Consider the following 21,188-nt stretch of genomic DNA (forward strand, 5'->3'; position numbering starts at 1 on the left):
CGAAGTTCTACGAGCAATATCAATACGATAAAGTCGTCCGACTGCCCGGACTCTGACAAGGGGATGCATTATGAAACGAACTGCGGCTCGTTGGTCAAGATTATCTGGCACGACGGGATCGGCATGTCGCTCTACGCCAACGATCTTCAGCTGATAGTTTTCCTTGCGGCAGATATGGATCGGGGATTTCGTACAGGCAATACTGCCCGTTGTAGGCATGGCTGGTGATGAGGCGGTGTTTGGCCCATCTGGTGACGGTGTGCTCGTGGATATTGAGACGCGCGGCCGCTTCCTGTTTTGTCAGCATTCCACGTTCTCGCAGGCGGTCATAGCGTGAGCGCAGCTTGTACTGGTGAACGAGATAGGCCACCACCCGCAAGACCGTGAAGCGCGCGTCGTGGCGACCGCGGCGCGGCCTCGCCGGGGCGATATCCTTGTTGGTTGAGGACTTCGGCGATCTCGGAATAGATGTGGTCGTCGAGGAGTTTGTCGACCAGTTCGACAATGCCGGGCTGCGTCTTGACCTGTTGCGCGGAAGATTTTGGGCTCATGGTGGTGAGCGTCTGGATCTTGCCGCCCTTGAATCGCACGTGAAGCTTGGTGGTGCCTTCCGCCGGCAGATTGATGAGGGTGACATCCTCGATGATGTGGGCAAGCAGTCGCTTGCGTTCGCGGTTTGGGGTATCCGGATCGTAATTACCCATCCCTTGCCCCCTCGATGCGGCACGGTGCGTCGTCACTCGTCGTCGATGTCCGGGTACTGCGGTGGAGCCTTGCCGATCTTGCCGACGATCCTAGGGTAATTGGCATCGGGCTGCGCCTGCCCTGATACCCTCCGGCGAAGGCCGCCTTGCGAGAGGACGGCACGGTAGCGAGGCTGCGCTCTTAAGGTCGCCCTTACGAGCGAAGTTAGCAGCACAGCATGAGCCATGTGACGTTATTGACCGGGCCTGAGCGTCGTCGTCGTTGGCGTGAAGAGGATCAGTGCCGGATACTGGCCGCGGCATTCGCGCCCGGGGCCACAGTCCGTGCCCGAAGAGAGGCTCGGAAGATCAAGGTCGCGGGCTCAGTCATGGCGGATTTCAGGCGCTGACAGTTTGAAGGATGATTTTGAAGGGGTTCGTGCTCGGTGCGAGACGAGCCGTGTCGACGACGGTTCGAATGTCGGCTTCGCCCTTTGCGGCCCACATGGCGCGATAGCCGTTAGTGATCTTCCGTTGGACGACGGCGGGTCCGAGGGCGCGTTCGCATGCGTTGTTCGTCGCGTCGACCATTCCTGGCCATTGGGCAAAGGTCAAATTGATCGCGAGCTCGCCTGAACCTGTTTTGGATATCGCGGGCCAGATCGCACGATGTTGTGGTGGCGAGGATATCGTTCAGACTTCGCTCCAGGGCGCGACGCTTGCCGGCGATGGTCGAGCGGCGAAGGTTTCGATACCGTCGGGTAGGGCGAAGGCTCTTTGCAGCCAACGCTTGAGCCGTGAGGGCAGCATGTCCTCACTTGCCTCGTCCGCATTAGGCGACGTCGCGGGCCAGATGCGCCAGGCAGGTCTGATGCGCATTTGCGTGCCCTTGTTGTGCGGCATAGCGATCGGAACACCAGACGTCGAGCCGATGGCCGTCCATCAGGGTCCGGACCACGACGACGCCGCGCGTTGGCGCTGCTTGATGAACAACCGCTTCGGCGCAGCGAAACACCCAGTGGTAGGCGGTGTTCCTTCGATCCGCACGCCGGTCTCATCGGAGGCGATGACCTTGGCCCGGCGCAACGCCGCGACGGCCTTGTCGCACTCGGCCGCGAACGCGCCCTGCGCACGGCGCAACATGTTCATCAGTCCGCCCTGCCTGAGCCCGAAAAGGTTCGCGAACGGGCTCTGCAGCCGCTCGTAGGACAGGGCCTGGAAAGTCTTTGAGATAGGTCGCTACGGCGTGCACGCGTGGCCCGAACGGCGTCCCCTTCGCCGTATCTGGCACAGCCGCGACGACCAGCGTGCCGCTGGACGGGCAACGGACTGCCGGACGCCGATGGCGCTCAATTACAGGCCTGATCGCGGGAAGCTCAATCTTGTCGTGCTCGCTGACGGTTTCGGCAGCAAGATCGCTCGACAGGCTGGCGCGGCAGCAAAGGCATTGGTCGGGATGATGATCGATGATGCGATCGGCATCCTCACGCATGGCGCGGCTGTGACCTTCATGACCCGCCTTGGCGCCGCCGGGCTTTGCCCTGTCCCGACGCGCCTTGCGATCGCTCGAAGGTGGCTTGGACGACGTGCGCGATGTCTTCTCTGGCCGCTGCATCCGCAGCACCAGATCGATCAACTCTTCCTTCGTCAGACGCTGCAAATCAGATTCAGGGATTCTTGCCCCTGACAAGGGCGGGCGTGGGTAATTACCTTTGCTGATTTGGTCATCCCGGATTCAAACGCGTTGTATATTCAACATCGATCTTCGTCCTCTAAGATTGAAGGGGTCCTCTAGGTGGTGATCCAATCATCTACTGATCAACCGTAAGCGGGGCGACGCAGTAAGACCACGGTCGACGAATAGGGTCGAAAGAGCCAGAAGTATCTATGATAGCGAGCCTTGAAGCGCTCAAAGTCAGCAAAAAGGAGATACGGAAAACTTAGAAGATGCCGGGTAAGCAACCGGATCAGCTCCCGTGATGTATGCTGGCTCAATAGATCGTTCAGATAGGTGCTGTCCGAAACGACGGCCTCTTGCAGGCAGGTGAAATCAGGAAAGAGGCGACGGATTTCGTCGGGGGCTGGCCGGTAGAGCGTATCGATGGGGTCGAGGTGATAGGGGTAGCTGTACGGGCCGGTGACCAGCAGGAGACCCTCAGGCTCCACGATACTGGCGCAGGCATCGGCAAATGCGCCCGGATCAACCAGATGCTCGAGTAGGTTGCTGCACATGACGAGCTTGGGATGGAGCGCCCTCAGTTGCTCCTGGAAGGCCAGATCCAGTACATCTCCAACCAAGTCCACTCCCTCCTCTTCCTTCATATCGATATTGAGGATACGTACCCCGCGCTCGCGAAGCGGCCGAAACACGAGTAGGTCGACGTGGGGCTGTTCCACGGTCCGAAAGTGGGCGGTCGAGGAGCCGATATTCAGGCACGGATTCATTGCTTCGCTCGGAAGCGAAGCCAAGATCGTCTGAACGTGCTTGGCTTCATTCGGACGCATCGGCGAGCATTCCCCATCCGCTAGTTACAGTGTGCCAGGGCCTGTCGCCACAGGCCCGCATCGTTATCACCGTTCGCCTCGTCGTTTGCTCTACCCTCTGCGAATTCAAGGGCCTGGGCTGCTCCATCGAACCTCGTACAGGGTCTCCATGACGCCGGAGCCGTACCTGTTGAAGTCCTTCAGGTCCTCGCTCGTCAGTCGCTCGATCGCAGCAGCGTTTATGTTCTCGGCCAGGAGTGACGCCCAGTAGCTTTTGTCCACTATGCGCATGGTGCGACTTGCAGACGCGGCGGCCTCCTGACCGGGCCCATAGCTCTTTGGCTTGTGAATATAGGCGTCCTCACGGGGCCGCGGCAGCGCCAGGCGCCCGTACAGGCGATCCAGAAAGCGGAGAGGATGGGCAACCATATCCTCGAACCTGACAAGCAAGTAGTTGTCTCTGGCAGCCTGTTCCTCAAGCATCTTGCCGGCAATGTGGCTGTAGACTCGACCCGCCATCATTGCCGGCACCCCTCGGCGCTTCCATGAATCGCAAAGGCCGTAGCCGTTTCTCACCAGCCCGACGAAGATCGTCTCTTCGAACTGCTTCTCGATTTCAGAGTTCAGGAAGATGTCGTACTCAGTCACCTTGAAGAGGACGTGGCGCGCGAGCGCGAGATCGAGCCCCCTTTCCTTCCGCAGCTGGTAGTCAGCGGCGATCGACGCTTGGATGCTTTTTTCCAGACGCTTCTGAAATCGCTTCGCGTGGAACACTGACCTGGAGGCAAGCTTGCCCGCCTGGAGTCCCAGACGCCGGTAGACCCTTGGAGGAAGATTCCAGCCGCCGTTGTAGTAGAACTGCCAAAACTCATCGAAGGTCATGAGGACGCCGGGCGAAGAGCCGATCATATTCGCCAGAATGTTCGACCCGCCGCGGCCGAAGGAATTTATGACAATGGCTCGATCCATTCTGAGGTCCAGGGATTGCGGTTCGGTGCTTCCGGCGCGCGGATAGATCTTCGGAGCAAGCTAGGCATCTTGTAGCAGAATTGCCAGAACTTGTCTGCGGCCATCTTACGTCGAGATAGAGGCAGCGATCATGTTGACCTGTATGTTCGAGCCCCCTAGACCGGACGAATGACGATAACGGCTCGTTCCATAGTACCTCGATGCTCGCAGACCACTCCGTTCGAAGGATTCTGTTGTCGCCTCGGCGCGCCGCAGGGCGTCATTGAAAAGCCAAACTAAAGCGGCGAAATGTTTTTGCGAGGAGAAGCGCAATAATCGGTAACGGGCGTCCTGGTCCAGCCTTAGCTCGAAACCAGCGGATATTGGCGCGACGTGAGATAGGTAAGGCACACGATAATGACCGACCGCATTTCTCGCCGGGATTTGGCACGGGCCGTATGCGCCGCCCTTGTGCTGACGGCATCCGGTCGCCCAGGACTGGATGCTCGCGCCGCCGGTCCAGCGCAAGGCTCGCAACCGAAAGCTCACTCCTGGCATCCGGGTCTGTTCCCGGAAATGATCGTGAAATCTTGGTTTCAGGAGGACCTGGCCGAAGGCGAAGTCTCCTCGTGGCAATCCGGCGGTGTGAAGCCGGTGGCTGCGGTGCAAGCCGAGCCCACCCTGCGCCCGACAAAGCTTCCGAGTAACGGCGGCGTCCTCTTCAAGAAGGACACGAAACAGGCGTTGACTTGGCCCGTCGATAACGATGCCCCGTACCTTCACCGCTGGTGGTTCGTGATCGCCCGGTGCAATTCGGCAGTCAACGCCGATGCGAATAACGTTTCCGTTCTTTGCGTCAATGGAGCAGAGGGTGGCCCGCTGCATCGCCAGCCGCAGGTCTGTTTCAAGCCCTCCGCAGGCACATTCGTTTCGCGGCTCCATGACGGCAACCTCAAGAGCGAGGAAGGGCAATGCTCGAAGGATTTTGGCGACTGGAATGTCATGGTCGGGTACCGCCGCGGATTTGTGATGCAGGCCGTGGTAAATGGGGTCAAGACGGCGGGCCAGACGATTTATGCTTTGGCACCCAACCGGATGAAATCGCAGAGCTTCATGGGCGATGTGAACAATCCGATGAGGGCCGAAGTCGCGATCGACTGTGTCATCATTGGACAAGGCGAACTAAATGACTCGCAGATCGACAAGCTGATCGGATGGGGGATGTGGCGCGTCGGCCGGCAATCCGCCCTGCCCGACGATCACCCCTATCGCCAGAGGCCTCCTTCAGCGGTGGATGCGAACGACAAACCGGCACATTATGAGTTCGATTCAGCCTCGTGGGCGTCCTGGGCAGCCATCGGCAATGAGCGATATGCTCATCGTGGTGAGGCGGCGCCCCCGATCCGCGGTTATTCAACGGTCTTTCTTGACGACTTCGATTCCGGAACGATTGTCGATGATTACAAGGGCGCTCAAGCCAGCATTTGGTATGCGCCGACCCATCTCGCGGGCGTCGGTGTTGATGCCAATGCCCAGCGGGTCTCGGCGTCGCCGTCCTCATATGTGCACGACGCCGCCAGCCACACGCTAGCGCTCCGGCTCTTGCACAAGCGCCGTTGGAGAACAGGTGCGTTCTCTTCCGTGAACAACAATGGCCAGGGTCGGTGTTGGGGAAAGGGGATCTTTGAGATCCGCGCCAAACTACCGAAGATCGCAGCGCCCCGCCCCGGATTTTTTCCTGCCTTTTGGGCGTATGGCAGGGAGCATCTAATCTGGCGGACGCGTAATCGCCTTGAGACTGACTTTTGGGAATATGACGGCCTCAATGGGGCCTATATCAACATAAGCCAGCACGTCCACAAACCCAGACTCGATTATGCAGATCCAAATCTCGCGCCACGTGGCGTGCACCGGAAAATCGCCGGCTATCAAGTCGATCCATCAAATGGCTTTCCAGCGACGATCGACGTATACGATGGCGAATTTCATACTTGGTACGCACAGATCGAGGATGATTATAGTTATTTCGTGATCGATGGCTATGAAGTGGCGCGCGTTCCGTCGACGCCGGAACTCACAGCCAAAAAATACATCATAGTGGATTTCGCTTACGATGAAAAAAAGGGCCGCGCTCAACCGGACCTGTCGCAGACGTATGACATGGTGATTGACTATATAAGGGTCCGGCAGACGGAAACGGATCTGGCTAGGGTTCCGACGGGGTTCAGCGCATTGCCGGCCTTCTCGGGCCAGGCTTCACCGGGCCAGGCGCTGACTGTCGTAGCGAACGTTATCGCGTCGCAAATTGAGTGTCTATGGTATCGTGACGGCGTTCCGATCGTGGGCGAAACCGGCACAAGCTATGAGCTCAGCTCGCGGGATGTCGGGCATAAGATTCGCTGCCATGTTCGCGCGGTCTCTGTGCTCGACCAGCCAGAAGCCTGGACCCCGGAAAGCGAGACCGTCGGCTAGACTAGGCCGCATCGACTGCGCGCGGTCAGGATGCGTCATCACTCTCCGTCGACTGCGTGATGGCTCTGCCCACTAGCAGGCTGTTGAAGAAGTCTGACGTATTGCCTTGAGGATGGCCTCGTCGCCGTTGTGGTAGGCGAATGTGATCTCGATCGAGCCGTTGTCAAGCAATTCGGCATAGCCATCGCCTGTGACTTCATCCATCTCGTCACACCCGGCCCATGTGAAGTGAACTATCGAGGGGCTGTAGCTCAGATCGAGACCGGCTTGCAGGGCGCCAAAGGCGATCTTGCCGTTGTTGTCGGGTCCGATGGCGATGGTTGCGGGTCCACCGAGGTTCAGGTAACCGCGATCCCACAGATCGGCTTCGATGATCCGCCAGCGGCCGATCAGTTGGCAGCCTGCGGGCACGGTCATTTCGACGCCGCCAAGAGCTTGGGCAGCCGCACCAGATTGTAGGCGGCGGCCGCGAAGGTGAAGGCCCACCCAACGCGGTCGCGGCCGCGCAATTTGGTCTTCTCCTGCCCAGCGACGGTTTTGATCCAGCCGAACGCCTCTTCGATGCGCTTTCTGATGCGCTGGCTGACGGCATAGCCACCGTGGCGCGTGGTGCGGCGATCGATCGCCGAACGACGGCCGTTCGTGTTCTGCGCTACGTGGGGTGTCACCTTCATCGAGCGCAACTCGTTGACGAAGTCCTCTGCGTCATAGGCCTTGTCGGCACCGAGCGTGATCGCCCGCGGCCGGTCGGCACGAGGTTCGATCATGTGCAGGGCCGCCACCCGCTCGGCATGTCCGTCGGCCAGCGTCAGGCAGGCTTCCACCAGCAGGCCGTGGCGGTTCTCCTTCAACCCATGTCCCATGAAGCACAACCTGGCCTCCTTGCCCCGCCCCTTTGCGGTAGAGCCTGGCGTCGGGGTCGGTAGTCGAGGTGTGCGTCTCGTTCGATCGCCTCTCGCCGTGGAAGTCCGCTTCCGCATTGCGTCCGCCGCCGTCTGCCGGCGGTTCGCCATGACCGCCGCTTGGGCCGCCCTTTGGCTTGACGCTCTTCATCGAAGCCCAGGCCTCGATCAGCGTGCCGTCGACCGAGAAGTGATCCGTGGACAGGAGCTTCTTGACTTTGGGTTGCGCCAGCACGGCCGCCAGGAACTTCGCCGTGATATCGCCCTCCAGCAGCCGGTCACGGTTTTTGGAGAACACCGAATGGTCCTAGGCTGCGTCGTCGACGCCGATGCCGACGAACCAGCGGAACAGGAGGTCGTATTCCAACCGTTCCATCAAAAGCCGCTCCGAGCGGATCGAATAGAACGCCTGCAAAAGCATTGCCCTGAGCAGCTTCTCCGGCGGGATCGATGGCCGTCCGATCGGCGAATACAGCGCCGCGAAGTCCGCTCCAGCGCCGATGCCGCCTCGTTCACAATCGCCCGAATGCGGTGCAACGGATGATCGCGCCGCACCCGGGCTTCAACGTCCACGTAGCTTCGTCCGTGTGTCCGTCCCCGCCCCGCACGATTCAATCCACCTCTTCGTGGTCAGAGTGAAATCACGAACTTGGGACTGTCGCGAGCTCTTTTTCAACAGATGGGGTGATTGGGGTCTCGCCCGAGCCAAATTGAGGGCGGCTGCTCCTGTCGAGATGTGAGAACGTGGTCGATGTAGATCGCCACAAACATCAGGAGGAGCAGCCATGAAGTATTTTGCCGGACTTAACGTGTCTTTGGAAGAGACCGCGATCTGTGTCGTCGACGAGAGCGGCCGGATCGTGAAGGAAGGGCGGGCGGCGAGTGAGCCGAGGGCGCTTAATGAAGCCTTGCGGAAAATCGATCTGCCGCTGGAGCGCATCGGGCTCGAAACCTGTTCGCTGACAGCCTGGCTTTATGACGGTATTCGCGCCGAAGGATTGCCGGCGATCTGCATCGAGACCCGGCAGGCCAACGCGGCGATGAAAACGATGCCGAACAAAACCGATCGCAACGACGCCCGCGCCTTGGCGTAGATCATGCGCACCGGCTGGTATCGGCAGGTGCATGTGAAGAGCCAGCAGTGTCGGCTCTGGCGATCCCTCCTCGTTGCGCGACGCACGGTCCTCAATGAAATGCGGACGATCGAAAATGTCGTCAGGGCGATTCTGCGGGAGGCCGGCATGAAGCTCGGCACTCCAGGCCGCGCAGCTTTCGCCCATCGCGTGCGCGAACTGATTGGCGCAGATACGGTCATCATGGCGCTTGTCGAGCCGCTTCTGGCGATCGTGGCAACGATGTTGCGCGAGGTCGGGCGACTGACAGAGCAGGGCTTCAATATCGCCCGCAAGGAGCAAGTCTGCCGGCGCCTCATGTCCGTGCCCGGTGTGGGACCCATCACCGCGCTCGGCTTTCGTGCCACGGTCGATCAGCCGGACCGCTTTCGCCGATCGAGGGATGTCGGAGCGCATTTGGGTCTGACCCCGGCACGCTATCAATCTGGCGAGACGGACATTCAGGGCAAGGTAAGCCGATGCGCTGACGAGCTCGGCCGCACGGCCCTCTATGAGGCGGCTCATTTGCTGCTTGTGCTCAGCAAGAAATGGTCAAGCCTCAGAGCGTGGGGTATGAACGTCGCCAAGCGGCGCGGTATGGCCCGAGCCCGAGTTGCTGTTGCTCGCAAGCTCGCTGTCATCCTGCATCGCATGTGGAGCGATGCGACAGAATTCCGCTTCGGCAAGGCACCCGGCTCCGTATCGGCCATGAAATAGGCACAACGGACCAACGAAGGAGCGTGGGGACGACGGGCAAGGCGATCTCGTTAGCAGGCACGATCCTGGGACGAACTCTCCTAAGGTCGTTCAACAGATTGAGACGCCTCGCTCTACGGACCCCATCATGCGGCGGCCTAACGCCGACTGCGAAGAGAAGCGAGTGACCCGCGGGGCGACATGGTCCGGAAAATTATCAGGAGGAGCTTGACCTCAACGACCCCAATCAGAGAAGCCTGTTAGGCTAGCAGTCCTGGCCGCAACCGAGAAGCGGGAGTTTTCCCAATCCGGTAGGAACATGATGCCAAGCTTCCCCCTCCAATACGGCATCGCGGGTTCCGCTTACTGGTGAGACACGCGTGCGGCATGGCGGAGTCTTTCACCGCCTGTCGGCATCGACACATCCAACAAGGTTCTGTTTCCGGGAAAGAGAACATGTTAAAAGAATATCGCGCCGCGAGGGGCTGTGATGCGTTATCTCCTCACATTCGCGATACTAAGCCTCTTCCTACCAATCAGGCTCGAGACGGGTCTTGTATTGCTGCGTCCGTTCGAGCTGATCACATTGCTGGCGCTCATCAACGGCCTGGCCACGGGGCGTTGGCAAAGCTTGGCTTTTCCAGCCGGTTTTCTACTGCTCCTGCCCTTCTTGGACTGGCACATGGTCTCGGCCTTCAGCGTGGGCATAGAGAATGGCCTGCGCGAGCTGTTGCAGATGTCAGCCGTGGGCGCCTTTGCGTTCGCGCTCGCACAGGAGACCAGACGGCTTGAGACGTACAAGACCGTGAACATCTTGCTTTTCGGCATGGTGTTGATCCTCGCCTATACGATCGCCTGGCATGTGGATCATGGCTACCTGGTCGGTTGGAAGCATCTGTTCGATCCAAGGCTCGTGTTCACCTTCCTTCCAATTGCGCTCGCGGGGCTCCTCCTCTTCGCCAACCGGGCCAAGGGGCGCACCCTTTGGTTTGTATGGGCAGGGCTACTTCCCCTGCTCGTGCTATCTGGGGAACGCAAGGCGTTTTTGATCTATCTGTTTCTGACCGCTGCACTTCTGACGCGCGGAAGGCTTACTGCGATGGTACCGGCGATCGCCGCCGGCTTCATGGCTCTTCTTGCGGTGTCGACCATGGTGGACAACCTCTATGTCGAGAAGCAATTGCAGTCCATGCTCGATCCGCTGAGCATGGGGCAGTATGAATACCTGGCCTCAACGGGGAAATATGCCTCTGGAGACACGCCGAGCAATGTCCAGCGCTCGTTTTCCTGGACTCTGTCCAGGCAGCTCATCTCCGAACATCCAATAATGGGCGTGGGTACGAACCAATTCAAAAATATTATCGATACTGAGTTCCGCGATCTTCCTGCCGAGCTGCGGTTGGGAATCCATGGCGAGTTTCAACGCATCCTCACCGAGAACGGCATCATTGGGCTCAGCCTCTACATTCTGATATGGGTCGCCGCATGGTTTCGATTAAGTCGTGCTCTAAGCTGGGCACTTTTTCACGGATTGATCGGAGCGGCCCAGGCACGGCTTCTGCCCCTCGTGTTCCTTGTTCCCTGCGCCTTCTACGTTGGAACAGAAGCCTCAGGCACACGAGCTTTCGTCACGCTAATCCTTGTCTCGCTCCTGCCGGAATTGACGCGGCACGGGCTTTGCCTATCATTGAACAGGGCGCGGAGGAGTCACCCGACAAGCATGAGGCATCCTCGATTTCTTGGGCGCCCCTTGCCAGGAAGCACAAGATGAGTGTTTCGGCTATCATGACATGCCACAATGAAGAACGCTTCATTGTGCAGGCAGTGGAAAGCGTGATCAATCAGACCGCATCGAACCGCATCAAAGAGATCATCATTGTCAATGATGGCTCGACGGACGGCTCGACGGAAGTGATTGCGTCGCTGGCCGATCGGGAGCCGCGCATACATGTCCTGACGGCGGCTGGTATTGGGCCTTCATCGGCGAGGAACCTTGCCATCAGACATGCTACCGGTGATTTTATTGCAATTCTCGACGGCGATGACCTCTGGGCTGAGGACAAGCTTGAGCGTCAATTGGCCGTCTTTGGCAATGGCTGCAAGGCAGGTCTTGTCTATGGTGATTTTGTCGATTTTTCCGCTCCGGATCTTTCCGATGCTCTACACGTCGCCGTTCGCCGCTATCGCGCGGACCAATGCGATACGCTGCCGACATATTTTCTGCTTGATGGGCCGATTGTTCCTTCCAGTATCGTTATGCGGCGGGAGATTGTCGACGATATCGGGTTATTCAACGAGGCATTCAGGGTTGGAGAGGATACAGAGTTTTGTATGCGCGTAGCCGAGCGCTGGACATTTCAATATGCGGCCGGAGCACTCGTTTATAAACGGCGCCACGGCTCGAACACAACCCGCAGACTCGACGCGCTTCTGTCGGTAGCCGAACGCCTCACGCGAGAATGGGTCATGCGACGGCCGGAGCTTGCGCACCTCGCTCGCCGGCGCAACGCGCGTTTGTACGCGAAAGCCGGCAATGATTGCGTGGCTCAAGGCGAAAAGAAACGCGGAGCGCGCTTACTCATTCGCGCGATGCGGCACGATCCATTGTCCTGGCGGGTGTACGTTTACATTTTTCTTTGCGCCCTGCCGAGGGGCATGGATTCGCAGGTGCGCCGCGCAGCCAAGCTATTGTTCTACCGCGCCTTGCGCAAAACGTTTGCTGAGGGCTCCTAAAGATGCTGGCGGAATGGCGAGAGTTCGAGCATCTCATGCGGCAGCCAGGGAATCCTTCCGTACCGCTTATTCTGTACCGCAACGGCAGGACCATAACGGAGACGAAATCCGAGCTCTCTGATGCGCGAACGGCCGATTATCCGGTTGTGCGTGGTCAGCCCGCACTGATCGATTTCTCTTGCAGTCTCGTGCGTGCCGATGTGCTGACGGCAAGTGGCATCTCACCCATAAAGAGGCGATCGAACTGGCTGAGGATCACCAAGGGATGGCTCTTCGGAACTGCAAATCTCAGCGCGCGAAACGTTGTCAGCTTTCGCGATCACATTCTCTCGCACGGCGTTGAGTGCCCCCTCGTGCTCATGATCGGCGCCGCAACCAAGGGCGCGGGGACCGACGGCCTTTATGAAACCGAGGCCGTTCGACAGATTGCATTCGACATCTACCCGACCGCATACACGCATTTCATCGCGGACGCCCATCAAATTCCGCTTGCCAGTGGCTCGGTGGACGGCGTCTGCATTCAGGCGGTCCTCGAGCATGTGATTAACCCGGAACAGGTCGTTTCAGAGATATCCCGCGTGCTCCGGCCCGGCGGTCTCGTCTATGCCGAGACACCGTTCATGCAGCAAGTGCATGAGGGCGCTTATGATTTTACGCGCTTCACTGAGGTCGGACATCGCTGGCTGTTCCGGAATTTCGAAACCATCAGTCGCGGAGCGCTCGGTGGACCCGGCTTGTCACTCTACTGGGCGGCGAAATATTTCCTGCGTGGCCTTACCCGGAGCCGGCGGCTTGGTGACGTCTTGAGTCTTCCCTTCGCGCTGGCCGCGCTCATGGACGGCATGATCGGAGAGGATCACAAGATCGACGGCAGCAATGGGGCCTATTTCCTGGGAAGGCTTACCGGAACCAGTATCTCACTAAGCAGCATTGTCGACGAATATCGGGGCGCTCAAAACTAGGAGTCTGTCCGAGTAGTCACTGGTCAAGTTGGGACGAGTCTGATTCTCTGCGGACTTATAAGCAAGGAATTTCGCCCCTGGAAGTTCGATGAGGCAAAGCTTCTGCCGCCGAGCCTGAAGGACTACGTGCCCCAAGAACCACCTCTCTCGGCTGATCGTGTCGCTGGTGAGGAAGGAGCTTGATCTATCCGCGATTAGCGGCAGTTACACGAACGTGCTTGGTCAGTCGCCGTTCGATCCGCGCATGATGACGGCGCTGCTTTTGCATGGCGACGCGAGCGGCCTCTACTCCTCACGCCGGATCGCCACGGCTGCCTTGGAGCATGCGGATTTCATGATGATCGTGGCGGGCGACCCGCCGGACTTCCGCACGATCTCGGACTTCCGCAAGCGGCACTTGCCGGCGCTGGCTTCGCTGTTCGTGCAGGTGTTGAAAGCTCGCCGAGAAAGCAGGTTTGGTGAAGCTCGGGCACGTCGCGCTCGATGGCACCAAGATCAAGGCGAACGCGTCGAAACACAAAGCGATGAGCTATGAGCGTATGAAGAAGCGGGAAGCGGAGCTCACGGCCGAAGTCGGCCGCTGGCTGGCCGCCGCCGAGGCCGCAGATGCGGAGGACAAGCTGCACGGCACGAAGCGCGGCGATGAGATGCCCGATTGGGTGGCCGACAAGGAGAGGCCGCTTGCCAAGATTCGCGCGACAAGGCCGAGTTGGAGGCAGAAGCGAAAGCCGCCGCCGCGGCGGAGGAGCAGCGCCGAGCCGAGGCCGAGGAAGGGCGCATCACAAGCTCAAGCGGGCGGGATGGCGAAGCAGGTACAGGCTCAGAAAGCAAATCGTCGAGCCAGTGTTCTGACAGATCAAGCAAGGGAGTTCAGGCGGTTCTTGTTGCGGGGCATCGAGAAGGCGAGCGCCGAATGGGCGATAATCCGCACCGCCCACAACCTCACAAAGCTCGCCAACGCCGTCTAAGCCGGTTATCGTTCATGAAACGGCCAAACGCCAGGACTAACTGGACAGGTTCCTAGTCTAGCCCATCGCGGGATGCACGCCGGGGCTCACGCATCCAAACTTCCACCTCTCCAAGATCCCAGGCCACACATCGGCTAGTCAGATGGAAACGGCGAGGAAAAGGTAGTAAGCATTCGGATGCGTCAGACAGTGGAGCCGGATCTTGAGTAAGTCATCCGAGAGCACCTCGAAATCGCTTTCTGCTCGATCACTTTCCGGGCTTGCCTGGGTGTCGTCAGGGACTCTGATCTCTTCTTTCCTGCGGGTAGGAGTCGTTGCCATCTTGGCGCGCCTGCTGGCGCCGGAAAGCTTTGGTGTGGTCGCCGCGGTGCTGGTCGTTTGTGCTTTTGTCGAAGTATTTGGACAGATCGGAGTCGCTCCCGCTCTGGTGCAGATGGACGAAGTCGGGCAGGAGGACGTTGCGACCGCGCTCGCCATTAGCCTAAGTCTTGGCCTTGCCGCCGCGGGAGCGATCATCTTCAGCGCTGCCTTCATAGGGCAAGGGTTCAATATGCCGGAGATCGTAAAACCGCTGCGGTTGGTCGCGCTGATCTTTCCGCTGCGAGCACTGGGCATGGTCTCGAGTGCGCTGGTCCAGCGTGCGCTTAAGTTCCGAGCGATGTCATTGATCGATCTTAACGGCTACGTCTTCGGCTATACGCCAGTGTCGATTGCGCTCGCCTATTATGGTTTTGGCTATTGGGCGCTGATCTGGGGTTATATCGCGCAGACCGCGGTGTCAAATGTCGGCTACATCTTGAACAGCCCGCACTCCTTTCGCCTTTCCTACAGCCATGAGTCGGCGCGAAAGTTGTTGCGTTTTGGTGGCGGCATCACCCTTGCACGCATCGCCAGTTATGTAGGGATGAACGTGGATTATTTCGTGGTCGGCCGTTTTCTGGGCCCCGCTGCGCTGGGCTACTATTCGCGTGCATTCTTCCTAATGCAGCAGCCGACCAAGCTTATTGGCAACGCCGCTGACCAGGTTCTGTTTCCCATTTTGTCGTCGATCAAGAAGGAGGAGGCGCGGATCGTTCGCGTCTATTATCTCTGTACGGCCGTAGTCTTCGTGCTGTCTTCCCTCGCCTCGTTCAATTTGTTCTTACTCTCCAGCGAGTTTGTCAATGTATTGCTCGGTAATGCTTGGGCGAGCGTCGTACTCCCATTTAAGCTCTTCTGCTTGTCAATGCCTTTCCGCATCGCCTGGAAGACAAGTTCGACGCTCATCAGGTCCAAGGGCGCCATCCTGCAACTTGTGCTATGGCAGTTGTTTTACGCTTTTTGCGTCTTGGTCGCAGCGCTCATCGGCAGTCCTTGGGGCATCAATGGTGTCGCGATGGCAGTCAGCATCGCTATGGTACTCAACTATTGGGCGAGCGCGGCTGTACTGGCGACGCTCTATCCAGTCCGCCTCGTCAAAGAGGCCTTTGTGGTCATGAAGGCGTTGGGTGTAGCAGCTTTGGCAGCTTGCTGCACTTGGGCCATACTTTTACTGCCGGGTATTCGCGAAGCCGATGGGCTCTATCGCCTTGTCATTGGCGGGATTATGTGTGGCTTGGAATTGGTCATCGTCATGCTCTCCCTGGAACTGGTGTTTCCTGAGGAGGGACGTTGGCTCAAGGAGAGGCTCGGTATCACGAAGTACTTGCCAGCATCGCTTCGCTCTCTTGGCCTACAAAGGCGCTCTGGCTGATGGTCTCCTACCGTCGTCCCGACAACATTTGTTTGGCTGGAACGAAAGATTTCTGACAAGATCAAAGAGGATATCCGCTTCTTGAGGTCTGATCGGCGCCCTTGCAACAATAGTGTGAGCGAGGCCTAAAGGCCGCCTTGCGCACCTCTCTAGTTGTGCAGGATGATTGCCACTCTTTCAGCGAGGTAGCCGGTGTCGTAACCTGACGGTGCTGACCCAGAAAATCCTGGAGCAAAGCTGGCATTCTGGTGCGTTGTTTGCCTTTCGAGGCAAGCGCGGGGCGGCATCGTGCGGTATAGGCGCCTTTCGATTTGCCTTTGACGGGCTGCAGGCGATGATCTTGCGGTCTGCCAGGACGGTTTGGAACCAGTCGGCGTCGTAGCCCCTGTCGCCGAGGAGGGCTTTGGACTTGGGCAAGGCATCGAAACGGCATGCTCGGAGAGGACCACAAGATCGACGGCAGCATGGGGCCTATTTCCTGGGAAGGCTCACCGGAACCAGTATCTCACGAAGCAGCATTGTCGACGAATATCGGGGCGGCCCGGCTGCAACAGACGGCGGCTTCGACGGTTCAGACATCAGAAAATGGAAACCGTGGACTTCAATACGCTCTCTCGATAGAATGGCAGACCGGTTGTGAAGTCCCCGAAAACCTGTTCGCGATGTCTCCGGTCCAACGTGGGCCCTCGTTTTGGGGAGGCATTAAGGGGTTGCGAGGTCTCTTAAGACGGGTAAGAACTGAGAGATCTTCCGACCTGCACCACCCTCACCATAAACGGAGAAGAATCCACACAGGATCAGGCAGTTATTTGCGATAGTTGATACGAGGTGCAAGATAATCGGAGCGCTTCACGGTCACATGCGAATTCTTTACTTCATCAACGGATTCGATCCCGGTGGCGCCGAGCATGGGCTGCTCACCTTGTTGCAAGCAGGATTTTTCAGCGGCCACCAGCTGAAGATTCTCGCCTGTTGCCGCGGTCGCGGGTCTCTTGCCAATCAAATCGCCGCACAGATCGGAGAGCACAATCTTATCCTGACTTCGCAGAGTGAAGAGCCTTCCTTGCGCACCTTCGTGGGTACGTTCTTTGTAATATTGCGCCTCATCCGGGAGTGGCGGCCGGATATGGTTGCATTGTCGCTCAAACAGGCCAATCTCGTGGGACGGCTTGCTGCGATGTTTGCTCCTCGGCTGCGCTGCGTTTCATTCGAACACACCGCCCGCTACCGCTCTCGGCGCGCCGCAGCCGTTTATGGCCCTGTGCTCAAGGCGCTGTCCTGGCGCGTCGACGAAATCTGGGCTGATTGCGACAGTACGCTGCAGGAGACGCAAGCATACTTCCTGCCGCGCAGGCGCCGGTCGCATATCGTGCCTCTGTTTTGCTCCGATGAGGCTTCCAGCCACAAGCGCGATTACGCGCTTCGCACACCCTTGCGCCTTGCTGCTGCCGGACGGCTTATCCCGCTAAAGAACTTTGACCGCCTGATCGAGGCCATCCGAATGCTCCAAGACCGCGGCGTTTCTGCAAGCCTCGATCTTTACGGCGACGGACCGGAACGGCAGGCGCTTTCGCGCAAGGCGGATGAGCTCGGCATTGGAGCTCGCGTGCATTTCCGTGGCTATGTCGCGCGCTGGTTCGAGCTAGCCTGTGATCGTGACATGTTCATCAACCTGTCCGATACGGAAGGGTTCTGCATCGTCGTCGCCGAGGCGATGCTTGCCGGCCTTCCGGTGATCGCGACCGACGTCGGCGGTATCCGCGATTACGGCAAGGATGGAGAGAATATGCTGAAGCTTACTGTTCCCTCAGCGGAGATGGCGGTGACGCAAGCACTGGTGTTCGGGGGCGATGAAGCGCTCCGCAAGAAGATCGGAATGCAGGCACGACAGGATATGTTGCAGGCCTATTCGCAGGGTGCTTTGCGCGTCCGCGCTACGGCGGTGTTGGGTGACGGAATGTAAGGACCGGAAAAGGACTGGCGACCAAGATAGCCGGGCCGGTCATGAACTCTGACGGCTCCGCATCTCACCTGTTCGACATGGTTCTCGACTTGGCCCTTCTCCCAGCCCGATGCCAGCGCGCAGGCCACCGGCTGGAGGAAGCGACGATTGTATTGCTGGTCCTTGCCGACGAACACCGTCTCCACCGCCGTCTTCGTGTAGTCGTAGACGATGCGCGCAGACCCGCCTAAGAAGGCGAACGCCCTGTCATGCGCGTCGAACACCATTTCCTGCGTCTCGCACGGATAGGCCCCGACGAACATCATTAGTCGTCATTCTCGGCATTCGAGGATTTTGTTCGTCACAGCCTTCCATGGGTTATCTGCTTAAGACAAACAATGCTTGCTCCACAACTAAGTCTGGTAATACTGACTATAACGTTCACTGTAAAATTCGGCACTGCCGAACTTTTGATACAGCTTGATTCTTTTGAGATCGACCTTGTTAAGCAGAACGCCAATACATTTATCCGCAAGGATCGGATTGTTGAGGCTTTCGCGCACGAATGTACGAGCGGTCACGCCCCATTCAACAACCAGAATAAGGCCGTCGAGGTGCTGGACAAAGGACCTCACGTCCGCGACTGGAGCCAACGGGGGCAAATCAACGACGACGTAATTGAACGTAGAGCCCGCCTTGAGCAGAAAGTCTCCCATTTTCTCGATAGGCTGCACGGTCTTTGCGAGCTTTTGTTGGCTCTGGTTCACGCCGGGCAGGAACCGCAATGGCAATGATTGATGGGCCAGCAAATCTGTCGCGTTGAAGTGTCCAGCCAACAAGTTGGCCAGGCCTCGTTCCCAGCCGTTGGCTAACATAGGGGACAAGCCCGGATTGTGGATGTCGGCATCGATCAACAGCGTCCTACAATGCTGCATAGCGAGAACCATCGCAAAATTAGCCGCGACCAGCGACTTCCCTTCTCCCGGGAGGCAGGAAATGATGCCGATCGCCTTGGTGCTCTTCCCTCGTAACTCGACATCAACAGCGACTTTCACCGTTCGCATCGCTTCAGCGAATTCCGAGCGCGGATGTTGCTCTACCCAGTTGAAAGCGCTGTTCCCCACCTCGATGAATGACGGCTCTTCGGTCGCACGATCATGCTTGTTTCGGCGAATTGGCTTTCCGTCCAGCAACGGGATCATTCCGAGCGTGTCAAGTCCGAGCTCATCGCGCACTTGACCCCTCGTGCGGAAAAAGCGCTCCCGGTACTCTCGAATTCCGCCCACACCGGCGCCAATCATGCCGCCGAGCACGACGCAGACGGCCAACGCAAGACGGCTGTTCGGAGAACTCGGGCTGCTGGGGTATGGTGCCTCCGAGATAACCCGCGCCTCCGTCAACGCCATCGAAAGGTTCTGCAGGCTGGCCTGGTACTGCTGCAGGACCTGTTCATATTGCGACTTGAGAGAGGACGCCTCAAGTTCGAGCTGGCTCAAGGTAACCAGCGTTTCCTTGGTCAGCGTATTGTCTGTTCGGAACCTGTGGACTGCGAGCTCGGCGTCGACCGATCGCTTCCGCACCGTCTCGAGCTCTTCCGCCAGTGCACTGCGAGCTCGGATAATCGACTCATCTTTGGCTCCGACTTGGTCAGAGATATAGATTTCCGCATACTTATTAGCTATTTTTTGCGCCATTTCAGCGCTAGGCGACCAAAATTGGACTTGCAGAATGTAAGAATCGCCTACACGATCTACCGTTATATTCTCAGCCAGAATGTCAAATGCCTGCCACCGAGGATCGGGTCTTTGCGCCGCACTCGATTTTTCCGGCGCTCCGCTTTCGTCGGAACTGCCGATGAATGACCGCACCACCCGAGCGACCGATCCTGTGAGACTGTTGAGCAACGAATACGGCGCTGACAAGAAAGGGCGATCGGTAGCAAGGCCGAGGCTGTCAACGACCTTTAGCCCGATGCGGTCGGAACGCAACAATTCGACCTGGCTCAGCATCATCGGGTCAAGCTGTGTGGAGCTTCCGCTCTCTGTTAATCTCGTCACGACGGAAGGCTGGTTCTTGTCGATCAGGATTCTGGACGTCGACTCGTACAAGGGCACCTCGAGCCGAAGATACGCTAGCCCCAGCACAAGGCCTACGAGAGCGCATGTAAGGACGAACCTCAACTGCCGTCGCGCTGCCGCCACGAGTGTTTCGAGATCAATCGTTGCCGACTGAGGATCGCCAAAAAAAAAGGCAGAATCCGGGTGCTGATTTTCAACTTCGCGGAGCATAAGCCTTCAAACCCGTGGGATGAAACTGGCAGCGTATACGTAGTGACGAACACTATACCACATTGTCTGACCGTCTCGAAATTCAGTATCGACGCCGGGGGAGCCGCTCCTTGCCAAAGACGTAAAATCTTAACCTCGGATTGCAATAATGAAACTCACGCGGCCCATGCTGTCTGCAATTCCGCTACACGTCATGCGATCCAATTAAAGGAAGAATCAAGTCGTACTGCCAAATGGCAAAACATCTGAGCAAGAGATTCCGGGCCTAAGTTGAGCCTGTCCTGCGGAAACAGGGACGTCGATTGGAATGACTCGTCGATCACCGGCGCACGATATCGATCACCATAAGAGTTCTGGGCGCATTTGGCCGCTCGCGGAACGCCTCTCAGGTGTCCGAATAAGACAGGTTGCAGTCACATTTTGTATCGTGATCTGGAGTGTCATCCTGCTGATCATCCTACTCTAAACAGCCGGAGCCTATAAAGGCGGAGAGTGGTCCACCTTATTGACTAAGTGGCTCGGCAGTTGCTCCCTTTCAGACTCATCGCGTGGGGTATTTGGCTTCGGAATCACGGATTTTTTGGAGACCGAGCGCCACACTAGCAGCATGACCGCAACAAAGTACCCAATCTGTATCAAGATCCCACAAATTAACGTTTGGACAAACGTACTCCAAAGCGAGGCGGTAAGCAAATATGTACTGATGGCGAATGCCGACAGTACTATGATAAAGCCGCGCAAAAAAAGCAAAAAGGACATCGCCGTCCCACTCGCAGCCGCTCGCGCGACGCGCTCCTTGGCAATTCAGCCCTCAACGCGTTAACCATCATAACATATCGGAACGGGGTAGAGCGATCAAATATTAGGAGATGCGAATAAAAAACCCAACCTTTGCCAAGGCGCTTTCGGCGGATATGGCGGCCGCGCCCCATGCGACCAATGCCAGATGGCCAGCGTTTCGACCAAATGGCCGAAGCCCTGCTCGGTGCCTGGTCGACCATGAGCAGGTAGCGCGCGACCGGTCGCTCGCTGGTCGGCGGTGGCGCTTCCGATCGGCGATGCGATGGCCACGTCAGCGATAACGCTTGCGGGTCCATGACTGCGCCAGGTTGACGATCAAGAGCATCAAGAATGACAGCACCATCATGATCGCTGCAATCGCGGTTGCCGCCGGATAGTTGTATTCCTCGAGCCGGATGACGATCAGAAGCGGTGCGATCTCGGATTTGTAGGGCAGGTTGCCGGCGATGAAGATAACCGAGCCGT

14 protein-coding genes and 6 pseudogenes are annotated in these 21,188 nt (G+C 58.2%); 9 read left to right on the forward strand and 11 right to left on the reverse strand.

From position 1 onward, the window contains the following. On the forward strand, window positions 1-228 hold a 228-nt coding region (locus NKH90_RS31990), incomplete at its 5' end, for a hypothetical protein (protein WP_352823205.1). Between the two features lie 98 nt (window positions 229-326). Here NKH90_RS31990 and NKH90_RS31995 read toward each other — a convergent pair. From NKH90_RS31995 to NKH90_RS32010, 4 genes and pseudogenes are all read right to left on the reverse strand, one after another. Then, a complete protein-coding gene (locus NKH90_RS31995) occupies window positions 327-704 on the reverse strand; it encodes a hypothetical protein (protein WP_352823207.1) in 378 nt (125 codons plus the stop codon). Window positions 705-1,082: 378 nt separating this feature from the next. Further along, window positions 1,083-2,358, reverse strand: a pseudogene (gene tnpC / locus NKH90_RS32000) (IS66 family transposase). A gap of 143 nt (window positions 2,359-2,501) precedes the next feature. Then, window positions 2,502-3,188: a class I SAM-dependent methyltransferase gene (locus NKH90_RS32005; RefSeq protein ID WP_352823209.1), complete on the reverse strand. Its 687-nt coding sequence runs from the start codon at window positions 3,186-3,188 to the stop codon at window positions 2,502-2,504. Window positions 3,189-3,293: 105 nt separating this feature from the next. Next, the gene (locus tag NKH90_RS32010; RefSeq protein WP_352823211.1) at window positions 3,294-4,136 is read right to left on the reverse strand and encodes a hypothetical protein; all 843 of its coding nucleotides are present in this window, start codon (window positions 4,134-4,136) and stop codon (window positions 3,294-3,296) included. A gap of 396 nt (window positions 4,137-4,532) precedes the next feature. Here NKH90_RS32010 and NKH90_RS32015 point away from each other — a divergent pair, with 396 nt between their 5' ends. Continuing rightward, complete coding sequence (locus NKH90_RS32015; protein WP_352771963.1) at window positions 4,533-6,587, forward strand: hypothetical protein; 2,055 nt, start codon at window positions 4,533-4,535, stop codon at window positions 6,585-6,587. Between the two features lie 72 nt (window positions 6,588-6,659). Here NKH90_RS32015 and NKH90_RS32020 read toward each other — a convergent pair whose 3' ends face one another. After that, on the reverse strand, window positions 6,660-7,004 hold the full coding sequence (locus NKH90_RS32020) for a hypothetical protein (RefSeq protein WP_352823214.1): 345 nt from the start codon (window positions 7,002-7,004) through the stop codon (window positions 6,660-6,662). Next, a pseudogene (locus NKH90_RS32025) lies at window positions 7,001-8,104 on the reverse strand (IS5 family transposase). The gene NKH90_RS32020 and the pseudogene NKH90_RS32025 overlap by 4 nt, the downstream one beginning before the upstream one ends. Window positions 8,105-8,274: 170 nt before the next feature. Here NKH90_RS32025 and NKH90_RS32030 point away from each other — a divergent pair. The 5 genes and pseudogenes from NKH90_RS32030 (at window position 8,275) to NKH90_RS32050 (ending at window position 13,960) form a co-directional block, all read left to right on the forward strand. Next, window positions 8,275-9,318: pseudogene (locus NKH90_RS32030) on the forward strand (IS110 family RNA-guided transposase). A gap of 469 nt (window positions 9,319-9,787) precedes the next feature. Beyond that, the gene (locus tag NKH90_RS32035; protein ID WP_352823217.1) at window positions 9,788-11,068 is read left to right on the forward strand and encodes an O-antigen ligase family protein; all 1,281 of its coding nucleotides are present in this window, start codon (window positions 9,788-9,790) and stop codon (window positions 11,066-11,068) included. Further along, window positions 11,065-12,030, forward strand: a complete 966-nt coding sequence (locus tag NKH90_RS32040) for a glycosyltransferase family 2 protein (protein ID WP_352771969.1) — start codon at window positions 11,065-11,067, stop codon at window positions 12,028-12,030. Before NKH90_RS32035 ends, NKH90_RS32040 begins: the two co-directional genes overlap by 4 nt. Before the next feature lie 2 nt (window positions 12,031-12,032). Further along, on the forward strand, window positions 12,033-12,992 hold the full coding sequence (locus NKH90_RS32045; RefSeq protein WP_352823220.1) for a class I SAM-dependent methyltransferase: 960 nt from the start codon (window positions 12,033-12,035) through the stop codon (window positions 12,990-12,992). A 57-nt stretch (window positions 12,993-13,049) separates the two neighbouring features. Continuing rightward, a pseudogene (locus tag NKH90_RS32050) lies at window positions 13,050-13,960 on the forward strand (transposase). Window positions 13,961-14,012: 52 nt separating this feature from the next. On the opposite strand, the gene NKH90_RS32055 reads toward NKH90_RS32050, so the two are convergent. Further along, the gene (locus NKH90_RS32055; RefSeq protein WP_502898895.1) at window positions 14,013-14,150 is read right to left on the reverse strand and encodes a helix-turn-helix transcriptional regulator; all 138 of its coding nucleotides are present in this window, start codon (window positions 14,148-14,150) and stop codon (window positions 14,013-14,015) included. A gap of 12 nt (window positions 14,151-14,162) precedes the next feature. Here NKH90_RS32055 and NKH90_RS32060 point away from each other — a divergent pair, with 12 nt between their 5' ends. Next, a complete protein-coding gene (locus tag NKH90_RS32060; RefSeq protein ID WP_352771973.1) occupies window positions 14,163-15,692 on the forward strand; it encodes a lipopolysaccharide biosynthesis protein in 1,530 nt (509 codons plus the stop codon). Between the two features lie 859 nt (window positions 15,693-16,551). Continuing rightward, a complete protein-coding gene (locus NKH90_RS32065) occupies window positions 16,552-17,655 on the forward strand; it encodes a glycosyltransferase (protein WP_352823223.1) in 1,104 nt (367 codons plus the stop codon). Between the two features lie 62 nt (window positions 17,656-17,717). Here NKH90_RS32065 and NKH90_RS32070 read toward each other — a convergent pair. The 4 genes and pseudogenes from NKH90_RS32070 to NKH90_RS32085 all read right to left on the reverse strand — a co-directional run. After that, window positions 17,718-17,960 (reverse strand): annotated as a pseudogene (locus NKH90_RS32070) (IS21 family transposase); the annotation flags it as partial. Between the two features lie 87 nt (window positions 17,961-18,047). Beyond that, window positions 18,048-19,922, reverse strand: coding sequence for a Wzz/FepE/Etk N-terminal domain-containing protein (locus NKH90_RS32075; protein ID WP_352823226.1), 1,875 nt, complete (start codon window positions 19,920-19,922; stop codon window positions 18,048-18,050). A gap of 477 nt (window positions 19,923-20,399) precedes the next feature. Beyond that, window positions 20,400-20,681, reverse strand: coding sequence for an exopolysaccharide production repressor protein (locus tag NKH90_RS32080; RefSeq protein ID WP_352771501.1), 282 nt, complete (start codon window positions 20,679-20,681; stop codon window positions 20,400-20,402). A gap of 313 nt (window positions 20,682-20,994) precedes the next feature. Then, a pseudogene (locus NKH90_RS32085) lies at window positions 20,995-21,188 on the reverse strand (molybdate ABC transporter permease subunit); the annotation flags it as partial.

The sequence above is a fragment of the Mesorhizobium sp. M0898 genome, assembly GCF_040319695.1.
Lineage (GTDB): Bacteria > Pseudomonadota > Alphaproteobacteria > Rhizobiales > Rhizobiaceae > Mesorhizobium.

Excerpts from the sequence above, each read along its gene's own strand:
- NKH90_RS32035 (WP_352823217.1), top strand. The coding sequence starts at position 9,788 with ATGCGTTATCTCCTCACATTCGCGATACTAAGCCTCTTCCTACCAATC.
- NKH90_RS32080 (WP_352771501.1), bottom strand. The coding sequence starts at position 20,681 with ATGTCCTTTTTGCTTTTTTTGCGCGGCTTTATCATAGTACTGTCGGCA.
- NKH90_RS32075 (WP_352823226.1), bottom strand. The coding sequence starts at position 19,922 with ATGCTCCGCGAAGTTGAAAATCAGCACCCGGATTCTGCCTTTTTTTTT.
- NKH90_RS32045 (WP_352823220.1), top strand. The coding sequence starts at position 12,033 with ATGCTGGCGGAATGGCGAGAGTTCGAGCATCTCATGCGGCAGCCAGGG.
- NKH90_RS32020 (WP_352823214.1), bottom strand. The coding sequence starts at position 7,004 with ATGACCGTGCCCGCAGGCTGCCAACTGATCGGCCGCTGGCGGATCATC.
- NKH90_RS32040 (WP_352771969.1), top strand. The coding sequence starts at position 11,065 with ATGAGTGTTTCGGCTATCATGACATGCCACAATGAAGAACGCTTCATT.
- NKH90_RS32005 (WP_352823209.1), bottom strand. The coding sequence starts at position 3,188 with ATGCGTCCGAATGAAGCCAAGCACGTTCAGACGATCTTGGCTTCGCTT.
- NKH90_RS31995 (WP_352823207.1), bottom strand. The coding sequence starts at position 704 with ATGGGTAATTACGATCCGGATACCCCAAACCGCGAACGCAAGCGACTG.
- NKH90_RS32065 (WP_352823223.1), top strand. The coding sequence starts at position 16,552 with ATGCGAATTCTTTACTTCATCAACGGATTCGATCCCGGTGGCGCCGAG.
- NKH90_RS32015 (WP_352771963.1), top strand. The coding sequence starts at position 4,533 with ATGACCGACCGCATTTCTCGCCGGGATTTGGCACGGGCCGTATGCGCC.
- NKH90_RS32010 (WP_352823211.1), bottom strand. The coding sequence starts at position 4,136 with ATGGATCGAGCCATTGTCATAAATTCCTTCGGCCGCGGCGGGTCGAAC.